The following is a 13173-nucleotide window of genomic DNA, read 5'->3' on the forward strand; positions in this document are numbered from 1 at the left end:
GCGGATGACCAGCATTCTCCTTGCAGTTGCGACGGCCCTGGCGGGCTGCCAGCGGGAGCAGCGGCAATTACGGCTGGATCCACCGACAGCCGATGCGCTGGATAAGATCGCGTTGATGCCGAACGGCATCGCCGGCGCGCCCCCGCAGGTCTATTTCGCGCTAGGCGACCCCTATGAGGTCAACGCCTACAATCTCAGCCAAGGCAAGCGGCTGTATGCGTGGTTCGGTTGCAAGAGTTGTCACGGCGACGGTCAGGGTGGGAGCGGGCCGAGCTTCCTTGATGGCTGGTGGTACTACGGCCCCGAGATGGTCTCCATCTTCGCCTCGATCCGGGATGGCCGGCCCCACGGCATGCCGTCGTTTCGAGACAAGATGACGACGGATCAGATCTGGCAGCTTGCGGGCTATGTACAAACCATCGGCTCCTATGAAGGCAAGACCGCTGCGCCGAGCCGGAACGACGAGAAGCAGACGCGACCTGCCGAAAATCGCGCACCGGCCAAGCTGTTATTTGATCAGGGACCCTCGCCGGTCCATTTGGATCAGGGACCGACGCCGTGATTCGCGCGCTGAACAAGGCCTGTTTGAGCGCAACGCTCGCCGTATCGCTGGCCGCGTGCAGCAGCAATTGGCAATCCGCGCTCGACGTTCACGGCACCTCGGCAATTAGCCTGAAGCATCTCATCCTTCTGATCGTTGCGGTCTGCTCCATCGTCTGGATGCTGGTGATGGTCGCGCTGATCTGGGCTTTGTGGCACCGGCGGGAAGGCCGGCCGACACCACCTCAGCCCGGCCGCGAACGGCGCATGACCATCGCGGTCACCGGCGCCGTCATCGCCACCACCGTCATCATCGGCACATTCACCATCATGAGCTTCTTTGCCACGCAGAGCCTTAGCGTTGCCGGGCAGGACGATCTGACGATCCGGGTGCGTGGCCTGCAATGGTGGTGGGGCCTCGAATATATCGGCCCCGATCCGGCCCGACGATTTGAGACCGCCAACGAGATCCACATTCCAGTTGGCCGCAACGTGCATCTCAAGCTCGATGGCCTCGATGTGATCCATTCGTTCTGGGTCCCGAGCCTCGCCGGCAAGCAGGACCTGATCCCGGGCCGCTCCAATGAGCTCACGATCCGGGCGGAGCAGCCTGGCGTGTATCGCGGTCAGTGCGCGGAATATTGCGGCATGCAGCACGCGCACATGGCGCTGCTGGTGATCGCGGAGTCGCAGGACGATTTCGACAAATGGGCGAACGCGGAGCGGAATGCGGCGGCCCAGCCTGTCGAAGAGGAGGCGGCTGCGGGAATGCAGACGTTCCTGACGAAGCCGTGCGCGGCCTGCCACACCATCCGTGGCACCATTGCAGCCGGCACCACGGGGCCCGATCTCACCCATGTCGGCAGCCGCCGGACCATCGCGGCGGGGCTGTTCGAAACCACGCGCGGCTCGCTCGCAGCCTGGATCGCCGATCCACAGACCATCAAGCCGGGCAATAACATGCCGATGGTGCCGCTCACACCGGAAGAGTTGCGCGATGTCTCTGCTTATCTGGCGAGCCTGAAATGAACATGCCCGCCAAAGCGTCCGACACGCGCGACATCGACATCCAAGGCTCGCGCCTGACAGAGGCGTTGACTGAGACTTGGAAGACGCCGCCCGGCATCTGGGGCGCGCTCACCACCGTCGATCACAAGATCATCGGCCGCCGCTACATCTTCACGGCCTTCGTCTTCCTCGTGCTCGGAGGAGTCCTCGCCATGCTGATGCGGATCCAGCTCGCGCAGCCAGAGGCGCGCCTGCTTAGTCCCGACCGCTATAATCAGATCTTCACTATGCACGGCGCCAACATGATGTTCCTGTTTGCGGTGCCTGTAATGGAGGCCGTGGCGGTCTATCTGGTGCCGCTGATGGTCGGCACCCGCAACATCGCCTTCCCTCGCCTCAACGCATTCTCCTACTGGATCTATCTTGCCGGCGGCGCGCTGCTCTGGATTGCCTTTGCGCTCGACATGGGACCGGACGTCGGCTGGTTCGCCTATGTGCCGCTATCCGGGCCGCAATATGCCGCCGGCAAGCGCGCCGACATCTGGGCACAGATGATCACCTTTACCGAAGTCTCCGCGCTCGCAGTCGCTGTGGAGATGGTGGTCACCGTCTTCAAGCAACGCGCGCCGGGCATGACGCTCGACCGCATCCCCGTGTTCGTGTGGGCGATGCTGGTGACGTCCTTCCTGATCATCATGGCGATGCCGGCGATCATGGTCGCCAGCACCAGCCTGATCCTCGACCGCCTCGTCGGCACGCACTTCTTCAATCCGGCCGAGGGCGGTGACGTGCTGCTCTGGCAGCATTTATTCTGGTTCTTCGGCCATCCCGAGGTCTACATCATCTTCCTGCCGGCGGCCGGCATGGTCTCGACCATGATCGAACCGTTCGCGAGGCGACCGGCCTTCGGCTATCTCGGTCTGGTGATGGCGCTGATTGCAACCGGCATCCTCGCCTTCGGCCTGTGGGTGCACCACATGTTCGTGGCGGGTCTGCCACGACTAGGTGAGAGCTTTTTCACGGCGTCCAGCATGGCCATCGCGATCCCTGCCGGCATTCAGATCTTCTGCTGGCTGGCGACGCTGTGGGACGGCAGGCCGGTGTTCAAAACGCCGCTCCTCTTCATCATCGGTTTCTTCGTCACTTTTGTCATCGGCGGCCTTACCGGGGTGATGGTTGCCTCCGTCCCGTTCGACACCCAAGTGCACGACACATATTTCGTCGTCGCGCATTTCCATTATGTGCTGGTCGGCGGCGCCGTTTTCCCGCTACTGGGCGCCATCCACTATTGGTTTCCCAAGCTCACCGGACGGATGATGAGCGAGACGCTTGGGCAGTGGTCGTTCTGGCTGATCATCACCGGCTTTAACGCCACCTTCTTTCCAATGCATATCCTCGGATTGGAGGGCATGCCGCGGCGAATCTACACCTATCAGCCCGACCTGCCGTGGCACGCTCTTAATGTGTTCGCGAGCCTCAGCTCCATCGTGCTCACCGCCGGGTTCTTGGTGTTCTTCATTAATGTCATCCGGAGCGCGTGGGCCGGCGACGTCGCTTCCGACAATCCCTGGGATGCAGCCACTTTGGAGTGGGCCACCTCGTCGCCTCCGCCCAGCTTCAATTTTGCGATGATCCCCGTCGTCAATAGTTTGCATCCGCTCTGGGATTGCCGCGATGCGCTTGCTGTGGCGAAGGGCCTGCGTACCGATCGGCGCGAGCTGGTGGTGACGTCGCTCAATATTGCCGAACCACAGGCGCGCGAGGCCTCGCCGCGGAATTCGATCTGGCCACTGCTGACGGCGATCGCAACCAGCATCATGCTGATCTGGTCGATATTCACACCCTGGGCGGTGGTGTGGGGCTCGATCCCGATCGCGATCGCCCTGATCGGCTGGTTCTGGCCCAAGGGAACGCCGGAGGACGAGGCATGAGGGAAAGGATCGTGCTCGATCTCCGCAAGCTGCCGCTACACGGGATGGGGACACAGAGTGCCACCTGGTGGGGCACGCTCGCCTTCATGCTGATCGAGGGCACCGGCTTTGCCCTGGCGATCGCCGTCTACCTCTATCTGATGAGCCTGGCGACCACTTGGCCGATCGACGCTCCCCCACCCGATCTGCTTCCCGGCACATTGATGACGCTCATTCTGCTCGTCAGCCTGGTGCCCAACATCCTGATCTCGCGCTGGGCGGAGCAGCAAGACCTGCGCAAGGTCAGGATCGGCCTTGTCGTCATGTCGATCCTGGGAATCGCGCCGCTGATCGTGCGCGTCTTCGAATTTCCTGCGTTGCGGATCAGTTGGGACACCAATGCCTACGGCTCCGTGGTTTGGCTCCTGCTGGGCCTCCACACCACGCACATCATCACCGACCTCGCCGACACCTTGGTCCTCGCCGCGCTGATGTTTACGCGCCACGCGCAAAATGCCCGCCGCTTCGGCGACGTCCAGGACAACGCCATGTATTGGAACTTTGTCGTTGCGGCGTGGCTTCCGATCTATGGCTGCATCTATTGGCTGGCACGGCTATGAGCGCATCAAAATTGCTGACCCATCTCACGATCTGGGCCGGCCTCTGGTTCGCCGCCGTGATCTGGGCCGTCAATATGCAGCTTGGACAAATCCTGCCCTATGTCGATTGCCGATCAACGCTGCATGTCTCCGCCATCATCTCCCTTGCAGGCGCAATCTTGACGGCTCTGTCGGGCGTCGCGTCGTGGTCTTGCGCAAGAAGGCTGGGGGTCGCGAGCGCGCCCGCTCATACGATCGATTTCGCCAGAGCGGTCAGCGCCCTTTCCGCCTGCCTCTTCACCTTTGCTCTTGCGATGCAGGGCGTGGCCTCTCTGGTGCTGACGGGATGCGAAAGATAGCGGCAATCACGGCTGGCCTGCTGGCGGGTGGTGCGGCACATGCCCACGAGCTGACCCCGGACGTGAGCGGCGCGCGTTGGACGCTCGATCCCTGGATCGTCCTCCCTCTCATGGTTTTTGGTCTCATGTACGGCGTCGGCGCGCTTGTTCTGCTCCGGCGACGGGCTCGTGTTCCTGGTGCCGGACTCTGGCAAGTCGTTGCCTGCGCCGCCGGCTGGCTCTCGCTGATCGCAGCGCTGGTGTCGCCGCTGCACTGGCTTGGCGAACGGCTGCTCAGCTTTCACATGATCGAGCACGAGATCCTGATGGCCGTAGCCGCGCCGTTGCTGGTGATCGCGCGACCGGTTGGAACGCTATTGTGGTCCCTGCCCCGCCGCGTTCGCCTGTCGATCGGCCGCTGGATGCGGCTGCCTGCCACCGACGCCGTGTGGGGCTTTTTCAGCGCCGGTCGCACCGCCACGATCCTGCACGGAATGGCGATCTGGGGCTGGCACGCGCCGCTCCTGTTCGACGCAGCCGTTTCCAACCTCCTCCTGCACCGGGCGCAGCATCTCAGCTTCTTCCTGACGGCCGTCCTGTTCTGGTGGTCGGTGTTCAGGCGTAGTGAAACCGGGGCCGCCGCCTGGCATGTCTTCATCACCATGCTGCACACCAGCGTGCTCGGCGCCTTGATGGCGCTTGCGCCGCATCTGCTCTACCGGGAGCAACAGGAGGCTGCGGGGGCGTGGGGGCTCACTCCGCTGGAGGACCAGCAGCTGGCCGGCATCATCATGTGGGTGCCGGCGGGAACGATCTACGCCGGTGCGGCCCTGACCCTGATTGCGCTTTGGATCACGCGTGCCGCCAAGCAAACGGAGCGAACCGATGCCCTTCACGCGCAGTAGAATGCTTATCGCCCTGATCGTCGCAGCCGGCGCGCTGACTGCCTCCGCCGTGGCAGGCGGGCTCGCCCAAAGTTACCGCAAGCAGACCGAGAATACCGCCCGGGCCATGACCGCCGGCGATCCAGCCCGGGCGCCTGCCCTGATCCGCCGCTATGGCTGCGCCGGATGTCATACCATTTCCGGCATCCCCGGCGGCGACGGTCAGGTCGGAAGCTCTCTCGCCGATCTGCGTCAACGCGTCTATATCGCTGGTGTGGTGACCAACTCGCCCGACAATCTCATAGGATGGATCGTAACGCCGCAGGCTTTCTCGCCGAGGACAGCGATGCCGGCCACGGGGATCAGCGAGGCGGAGGCTCGCGATGTCGCGGCCTATCTCTATGCGCAGTGAGGATCATCAGGGACGAGGCGTCGGCCGGGGCGGCAGCGACTTCACATAGACGGCGATCGCCTTGCGATCGCTGTCCGGCAACATCGCCGTATTCGTGACGACATCGGCCATCGACGAGCCGACGCGGCCATGATTGGGCGTATTTCCGGTCTGCAACATAGCCGCCACCTGCTGCTCCGACCAGTCACCGATCCGTGCCGGCGTGATGTTGGGATAGAAGCCGGTGCCTTCAGGATCTTGCCCTCCGGCATAGCGGGTCCCTGGTTTAATGCCGCCGAACAGATCTCGTGATGAATGGCATTCCGCGCAGTGAGCAACCGCCTCGGTCAGATACCGCCCCCGATTCCAGGACTCGTCATGTCCGGCATCGACCACGATCGGTCCAGGCTTGAAATAGAAAAGCTTCCAGAACCCCACAAAGCGGCGAATGCCAAAGACCAGATTGAGCTCGTGATCAGGCGCACGCCCCTTCACGGCGGGGAGCGTGCGCAGATAGGCCATGAGATCTTGGACGTCCTCGGAACGCATGTGCGTGAAGCTCGAATACGGAAACACGGGATAGTAGTGGCGACCGTCGGGAGAAACACCGCGCAGCAGCGCGTTGGCGAGATCCTTCGCAGTCCAGCGTGCGATGCCGTCTACCGGATCCATCGAAATATTGGGTGCGCGAAACGTGCCAAAGGGCGAGGTGAGCGCTAATCCGCCGCCGAGATGCAAGCGATCAGCTTGTCCCGGCGAGGCGTGGCAGGAGGCGCAGTCGCCGGCTGCAAAAATGAGCTTCCCGCGTGCGGCATCGCCGACGGTGTCAGAGACACGGCCTACCTCTGCCGAAGTGAAACGCACGGGCGCAGTCAGGAACCAGATCCCCGCAGCGACGGCCACGATCGCGGAGGCTGCTGAGATCACCCAGAGGCGTCTGCGCATTTTTCTCCTCGTTCGCCGCCGACGCCAAGTCAGTGGTCAGATCACCAGTGTCGATAATGCCGATAGTACCGACGATGACCGTAGTAAGGTCCGCCATAAGCATAGCCGGGGCCATAGGCGTAAGCGGGGCCATATGCGTAGCCGGGGCCATAGCCCGGACCATATCCGTAAGGACCGTAGGCGCCGTAAGCTCCTGCCGCGAGTGCTCCGGCTGCGATTCCGAAGCCAATGCCCGGGCCGCCCCATCCGCCGCCGCGCCAATGTGCGTCCGCGGGGGTGACCGCGACTGTTGCAATCACGGCGACAGCGACTCCAACTAATCCGATCTTCTTCATCTTAAACTCCAATCATCAAGTCGATGACGGTTCAATTCGGAAGGACCGTCGAAGTTTCTATTCACCTGTGGCGCCAATGGAGAGCTCGGGGCTATCGACAACACGAAAGGCCCACGCTCTGCAGTTGGGCTCAGTCGGTCGAGATCGGAATCTCGCCGCCTTCCATGATCTCCGGAATGATATCCTTGAACAGGCGCACCGGGACGGACTTCGCCGCGGGCACCTTGCTGCCTTCGGCATAGTGCCACAGCGGGATCAGCCCATTGCATTCCGGGTAGTAGCCCGCAAGGCTCCTGCGCGGGATATCGTAAGGCACGACTTGGAGCTCGCTCAGGCTGCGTTCGACACCATCGCCCGCTTCGGTGACCAGCGTGACGGTATCTCCGGACTTCAGCCCACCGTCCTCCATATCGGCTGGATTCATCAGGACGACATACCGACTGCCCTGGATGCCCCTGAATCGATCGTCTTCCGTGTAGATCGTCGTGTTGAATTGGCCATCCGCACGCATCGTCATCAGCTCATAGATGCCGTCGCCTTCTCGCGGCGGCGCAAATGCCGCCTTGGGCACGGTGAAGTTCGCCTTACCGTTGGGCGTCTTCCACTTGCGCTCTCGGGCCGGCAACGGCCGAGGGAAGCCGCCGGGTTCGAACATGCGTTTGTTGAAATCCTTGAACTGCTCCGGATAGGTACGTTCAATGGCGTGCCGCACCTGCGCGTAATCAGCGACCCAGGCATCCCAGTCGACCGCGGGATTAGGCCCCAGCGTGGCTTTGGCCAGCGCGGCGACGATCGCCGGCTCTGACAAGAGATTGTCCGCCACCGGCTGGCGCTGACCGCGCGAGCCATGAACGCAGGTTGTCGAATCCTCCATCGACACGGCCTGCGGGCCGCTTGCCTGCTGGTCGATCTCGATCCGACCGAGACACGGCAGCAGATACGTCACCTCGCCCGGGACGATGTGGCTGCGATTGAGCTTTGTCGCGATCTGGACCGAGAGGCGCAGGCCCGACCATGCGGGCTCCATCAGCGATCGCTCCGGGATTGCGCGCACAAAATTGCCGCCAAGGCTGACGAAGCCGCGCACGTCTCCATTCAAAATGCCTTCGCAGGCATCCACGGTCGAAAGGCCGTCCCATCGCGGCGGCTCGAAGTCGTAGAGGTCGGCGAGCTTGTCGAGCGGCACGAGTTTGGTCTTTTCGGAGATGCCGACGGTACGCTGGCCCTGCACGTTGGAATGTCCGCGGATCGGCGAAATCCCCGAGCCGGGCTTGCCGATATTGCCGCCCAATAGCAGTAGATTGACGATCATCTTAGCCGTTTCGACGCCGTGCTTGTGCTGGGTGATGCCCATGCCGTAATTGGCGATGACGGCATTGGCCGCCATATAGGTGTTGGCCGCGTCCAGCATGGCGGTTCGCGAAAGTCCCGATGCCCTTTCGATCTGGTCCCAATCCTGGGCGCGACAAAACGCGGCAAATTCCTCGAAGCCGGCGGTATGCTGTTCGACGAACGCGACGTCGATCACGCGTGGACCACCGTTCGTTCGCGCGAAATCATCCGACTCGATGATCCATTTACAGATGCCGGCGATGGCCGCGGCGTCGCCCCCGATCCGCACCTGATGATATTGCGAGCTGATGCGCGTGCCGCCCGCAATCATCTGAACAGGGCTCTGCGGATTGACGAAGCGCTCCAGCCCGCGCTCCCGGAGCGGATTAAATGTCACGATCGGCACGCCGCGCTGGGCCGCTTCCTGAAGCGGATGCAGCATCCGCGGCGCGTTCGTCGTGGTGTTGTGGCCGAAGAAGAAGATGCAATCAGTCTCGTCGAAATCCTTCAACAGCACCGTTCCAACGGGGACGCCAATCACTTCCGGCAACGCCACCGAGGTCGTTTCGTGGCACATGTTCGAACTGTCGGGGAAGTTGTTGGTGCCGTACATCCGGCCGAACAGCTGGTACATATAGCTCGCTTCCAGCGAGGCACGGCCAGAGGTATACATGACGACCGAGCACGGATCGAGCGCGTTCAACTCTGCGCCGATCTGCCGGAACGCTTCGCTCCAGTCGACGGGCAGATATCTGTCACTGCCAGGATCGTAGCGCATCGGCGTCGTTAGGCGCCCCTGCTCTTCCAGTTGATGATCAGACCAGGTTCGCAGCTCGGTGAGCGTGTGCTGCGCGAAAAAATCCGGCGTGACGATCTTGCCTGTTATCTCCCAGGCAGTCGCCTTGGCGCCGTTCTCGCAGAACTCGAACATGCGCGGCTCTGCGGGCTTGGCCCAGGAGCAGCTCACGCACATGAAGCCGCCAGTCTTGTTCTGCTTCAGCAATATCTCGCTGCCGAGAAGCGCAACCTCTTCTTGCGTGAGAATGTGAGCCACCGCACTGAGCGAGCCCCAACCGCCCGCCGGCGCATCGTAGTTTTCAATCTTTGCTTTTTGCCGCATGCCGGGCTCCTCAACATCAAGTCAGCTGAGGAAAACCTGAGAGATCATCGCCAGTTCCTCAAGATCAGGAACATTGCTCCGGCCGAGGCGTCGATAGACCCTTGGAAGCGTTTCGCAACGCCGACAGATTGGACGACGTTCGAATGGCACGCATTCTTATCGGCACCTCGGGCTGGCACTACGCATCCTGGCGAGGTCCGTTCTTTCCCCGGGAGGTCCGGATCAAAGACCAGCTCAGCTACTATGCCGATCAGTTCGACACCACGGAGCTGAACGGGGTGTTTTACCGCACGCCAACGCCGGAGGCAGTGACAGCATGGCGGCAGCAGACTGGCCGCGATTTTGTCTTTGCCTGGAAAGCGTCGAAGTTCATTACGCACTGGAAGCGTCTTTCGGATCGCTCTGCAAACAGCCTCGAGCTGCTTGAGGACCGCATGTCGCTGTTGCGCGGTAAGGCGGGGCCGATCCTGTTTCAGCTTCCGCCTCAGTTCCAGGCGGACGCCGAGCGGCTCGGCTCGTTCTTCAAGCTGCTGTCCAGGAAACGCCGCTACAGTTTCGAATTTCGCCACCCGAGCTGGTATCAACCGCGCATTCTCAGAATGCTGTCCGACCAGAACATCTCACTCTGCCTGTCCGACCATCACGATGCGCCCTCGCCCTGGAAACGCACGGCGGACTTCGTCTATGTCCGTGCACACGGCCCAAGCGGACGCTATCACGGCCACTATTCGCAGGCAGCGCTCTACCAATGGGCCGTGCGCCTCAAGTCCTGGAAGAGGCAAGGTTGTGATGTCTATGTCTATTTCGACAACGACCAGAAAAGCGCCGCGCCGGCCGACGCGCAAACTCTGCGAAAGATGCTTTAGCAAGTGAGCTAGGGGCCACCGGCCACCGAGCCGGCAATCACCATGACGAGGTCAGCCAGATCGATCTTGCCGTTGACGATCAGCTCGTCGGAGCCTTCGACCTGAAGCGATTGCGGCCGGTTGGCCGCTTGTCGCTTCAGCTCGCCGATGATGGCTTCCTTGAGTTTCTCTTCCAGCATTTGGTGCCCTACTGTCCATCATTTGGAAACCTTGGTCTTACTCGACCAATCCCAGGCAGCACGCGTAGTTCCACGAGCTCCCCAAGCAGGATGACCCTATCGATGGCGGGCTAAGCCTCAGGGAACCTCGCCCCTCGGTCTTGCGCCAGAACCCGTTCGAGATAGTGCGCCGTGCGGCTGTGGGGGTGACCCGCGACCTCAACAGGCGTTCCTGCCGCGACGATACGCCCTCCGTCTTCACCTGCGCCCGGGCCGATATCGATCACCCAGTCGCTCGCAGCAACAAACGCCATGTCATGCTCGACGACGATCACCGAGCTGCCGGACTCGACAAGACCGGCCAGCTGAACGATTAGTTTTTCGACGTCGGATGGATGCAGGCCTGTCGTCGGTTCGTCGAGGACGTAAATTGTTTGGGATCGCTGCGTGCGCTGCAGCTCGGTGGCGAGCTTGACGCGCTGCGCTTCGCCGCCGGACAGCTCTGTGGCAGGTTGACCGAGCCGTATGTATCCGAGTCCTACCTGGCGTAAGACGTCGAGAGAGCGCGCGATGACCGGATCATCGGCGAAGAACGCGTGAGCGGCCTCGACCGTCATTGCGAGAACGTCGGCGATCGATCTGCCGTTCAGCTTGATGGCGAGCGTCTCACCATTGTAGCGCGCGCCGTGGCAGTCCGGGCACGGCGCGTAGACACTCGGCAGGAAGAGGAGCTCGACGCATACAAAGCCCTCGCCTTGACATGTCGGGCATCGGCCCTTGGGCAGATTGAACGAGAAGCGGCCGGCGTCGTACCGATGCCGGCGCGCCTCCTTGGTTGCCGCGAAGTGTTTCCGGACATGGTCAAATAGCCCGGTGTAAGTCGCCAGGTTCGATCGGGGCGTTCTCCCGATCGGCTTCTGGTCGACCACGACCAACCGCTTCAGACGTTCGAGCCCTTCGGTGATTTCGCCGCCGACGATTCCGACCGGCACTCGCTCGAGATCTTCTTCGTCAGGCTCCTCCGCCGAAGGCGAATGTCCAAAGTGCTGGGCCAGCGCCTCGACGAGAAATTGGCTGACCAGGCTTGATTTGCCAGATCCGGATACGCCGGTCACGCTCGCCAGCACGCCGAGAGGTAAATCGACGTCGAGGTTTCGCAAGTTGTTTCGGGTGACGCCGCGCAGACGAAGCCAGCCCTGCGGAGATCGTTCTCTCCGCCTCGGCGGAGCGCGCGATCCGAACAGATATTCTCGGGTGCGGGATCTCTCGACCTCGCTTAAGCCATGGAGGGGACCACTGTAGAGAATCTCGCCACCATGTGCTCCGGCATCCGGCCCGACATCGACGACCCAGTCTGCGTGGCGAATGACGTCAAGCTCGTGCTCGACCACGAACAGTGAATTGCCAGCCGCCTTGAGCCGGTCGAGCGCACGGAGAAGAGCCTCGGTGTCGGCCGGGTGAAGCCCGGCGGACGGCTCGTCGAGCACATAGACCACACCGAAAAGATTGGAGCGGACCTGTGTTGCAAGCCGCAGGCGTTGTAGTTCGCCCGGCGAAAGAGTCGGCGTGCTGCGCTCGAGCATGAGGTAACCGAGGCCGAGATCGAGCAGCACACCAAGCCGCCCGACCAGATCCTGCGCGATCCGCTGCACGACCACGGCCTTCTCCGGATGAGCCTCTCGACCAGCGCCGGCATTCTCGCAGTAAGGCCGCATCAGCTCAGTCAGCCGCTGCAACGGAACCCGAGCGATGTCGGCGATATCCATGCCCGCGAATTTGACGGACAGCGCCTCCGGCTTCAGCCGCTTGCCGTGGCATGCGGGACATTCGGTGCTCAGCATGAACCGAGCGACCCGCTTCTTCATCATCGCGCTGGTCGTGTTGGCGAATGTCTCCATTACGTAGCGCCTAGCGCCGGTAAAGGTGCCCTGGTAGCTCGGCTCTTCCTTACGCTTCAGCGCCCCGCGCACTTCTTTCGCATCATATCCTGCGTAGACCGGGACGGTCGGCTGCTCATCCGTGAACAGGATCCAGCTGCGCGCCTTCTTCGGCAGCTCGCGCCAGGGCTTGTCGATGTCGTAACCGAGCGTCGTCAGAATGTCGCGGAGGTTCTGGCCATGCCATGCGGTGGGCCATGCCGCGATCGCCCGCTCCCGGATGGTCAACCGGTCGTCCGGCACCATCGAGTGCTCGGTCACCTCATAAATGCGCCCGAGCCCATGGCACCGGGGACAGGCACCCTCGGCGGAGTTCGGCGAGAAGGCTTCGGCGTACAGCAGCTTCTGTGATCGCGGATAATCGCCCGCGCGCGAATAGAGCATGCGAAGAAGATTCGACAGCGTCGTCACACTACCGACGCTCGATCGCGTCGTGGGCGATCCCCTCTGCTGCTGCAGCGCGACGGCCGGCGGCAGGCCCTCGATCTCGTCGACCTCCGGCACAGCCATCTGGTGGAACAGCCGCCGGGCGTAAGGCGATACGGATTCAAGATAACGGCGCTGGGCCTCAGCATAGAGCGTTCCGAAGGCCAAAGACGACTTCCCGGAGCCTGAGACGCCGGTGAACACGACCAATGCGTCACGCGGGATGTCCACGTCCACGTTTTTGAGATTGTGCTCACGAGCACCGCGCACGCGGACGTATCCGTGCCTGGGTCGCTCCCCGACTTGTTGTTCCGGCTTTTTTACCGTTTCATCCATCAATGAGTTCCTCGCCTCCACGCGAGGATAGACAACGGCCGTGGAACT

At 62.3% G+C, this 13173-nt stretch carries 13 protein-coding genes; 8 read left to right on the top strand and 5 right to left on the bottom strand.

What is annotated here, in order from left to right; all coding sequences use genetic code 11:
- Window positions 1-4: 4 nt before the first annotated feature.
- From XI06_RS05495 to XI06_RS05525, 7 genes are read left to right on the top strand one after another with little or no spacing between them, the layout of a single operon-like run.
- The gene (locus XI06_RS05495) at window positions 5-562 is read left to right on the top strand and encodes a c-type cytochrome (protein ID WP_271604754.1); all 558 of its coding nucleotides are present in this window, start codon (window positions 5-7) and stop codon (window positions 560-562) included.
- Entirely contained in the window at window positions 559-1569 is a 1011-nt protein-coding gene (coxB, locus tag XI06_RS05500) for a cytochrome c oxidase subunit II (protein ID WP_271604755.1), read from the top strand. Before XI06_RS05495 ends, coxB begins: the two co-directional genes overlap by 4 nt.
- Before the next feature lie 2 nt (window positions 1570-1571).
- Window positions 1572-3479, top strand: coding sequence for a cytochrome c oxidase subunit I (ctaD, locus tag XI06_RS05505; protein ID WP_271604795.1), 1908 nt, complete (start codon window positions 1572-1574; stop codon window positions 3477-3479).
- A complete protein-coding gene (locus XI06_RS05510; RefSeq protein ID WP_271604756.1) occupies window positions 3476-4078 on the top strand; it encodes a cytochrome c oxidase subunit 3 in 603 nt (200 codons plus the stop codon). The genes ctaD and XI06_RS05510 overlap by 4 nt, the downstream gene beginning before the upstream one ends.
- Window positions 4079-4134: 56 nt before the next feature.
- Complete coding sequence (locus XI06_RS05515; RefSeq protein WP_271604757.1) at window positions 4135-4416, top strand: hypothetical protein; 282 nt, start codon at window positions 4135-4137, stop codon at window positions 4414-4416.
- Window positions 4404-5300, top strand: coding sequence for a cytochrome c oxidase assembly protein (locus XI06_RS05520; RefSeq protein ID WP_271604758.1), 897 nt, complete (start codon window positions 4404-4406; stop codon window positions 5298-5300). Before XI06_RS05515 ends, XI06_RS05520 begins: the two co-directional genes overlap by 13 nt.
- A gap of 1 nt (window position 5301) precedes the next feature.
- Entirely contained in the window at window positions 5302-5691 is a 390-nt protein-coding gene (locus XI06_RS05525) for a c-type cytochrome (protein ID WP_271604759.1), read from the top strand.
- A gap of 6 nt (window positions 5692-5697) precedes the next feature.
- On the opposite strand, the gene XI06_RS05530 is transcribed toward XI06_RS05525, so the two are convergent.
- The 3 genes from XI06_RS05530 to XI06_RS05540 form a co-directional block, all read right to left on the bottom strand.
- A complete protein-coding gene (locus XI06_RS05530) occupies window positions 5698-6615 on the bottom strand; it encodes a c-type cytochrome (RefSeq protein ID WP_271604760.1) in 918 nt (305 codons plus the stop codon).
- A gap of 41 nt (window positions 6616-6656) precedes the next feature.
- Window positions 6657-6950, bottom strand: a complete 294-nt coding sequence (locus tag XI06_RS05535) for a hypothetical protein (RefSeq protein ID WP_271604761.1) — start codon at window positions 6948-6950, stop codon at window positions 6657-6659.
- A gap of 130 nt (window positions 6951-7080) precedes the next feature.
- Window positions 7081-9402 carry an FdhF/YdeP family oxidoreductase gene (locus XI06_RS05540; protein WP_271604762.1) on the bottom strand — a complete coding sequence of 774 codons (2322 nt, stop codon included), beginning with the start codon at window positions 9400-9402 and terminating at the stop codon, window positions 7081-7083.
- Window positions 9403-9545: 143 nt separating this feature from the next.
- On the opposite strand from XI06_RS05540, the gene XI06_RS05545 reads away from it, so the two are divergent.
- Window positions 9546-10268 carry a DUF72 domain-containing protein gene (locus XI06_RS05545; protein WP_271604796.1) on the top strand — a complete coding sequence of 241 codons (723 nt, stop codon included), beginning with the start codon at window positions 9546-9548 and terminating at the stop codon, window positions 10266-10268.
- A gap of 8 nt (window positions 10269-10276) precedes the next feature.
- Here XI06_RS05545 and XI06_RS05550 read toward each other — a convergent pair whose 3' ends face one another.
- Both XI06_RS05550 and uvrA read right to left on the bottom strand, forming a co-directional pair.
- Window positions 10277-10447, bottom strand: coding sequence for a hypothetical protein (locus XI06_RS05550; protein ID WP_271604763.1), 171 nt, complete (start codon window positions 10445-10447; stop codon window positions 10277-10279).
- A 110-nt stretch (window positions 10448-10557) separates the two neighbouring features.
- Window positions 10558-13125 (bottom strand): excinuclease ABC subunit UvrA, encoded by a 2568-nt coding sequence (gene uvrA / locus XI06_RS05555; protein ID WP_271604764.1) that lies wholly within the window; start codon window positions 13123-13125, stop codon window positions 10558-10560.
- Window positions 13126-13173 lie beyond the last annotated feature (48 nt).

Source organism: Bradyrhizobium sp. CCBAU 11434, from assembly GCF_028128895.1.
In the GTDB taxonomy this organism is placed as follows: Bacteria; Pseudomonadota; Alphaproteobacteria; order Rhizobiales; family Xanthobacteraceae; genus Bradyrhizobium; species Bradyrhizobium zhengyangense.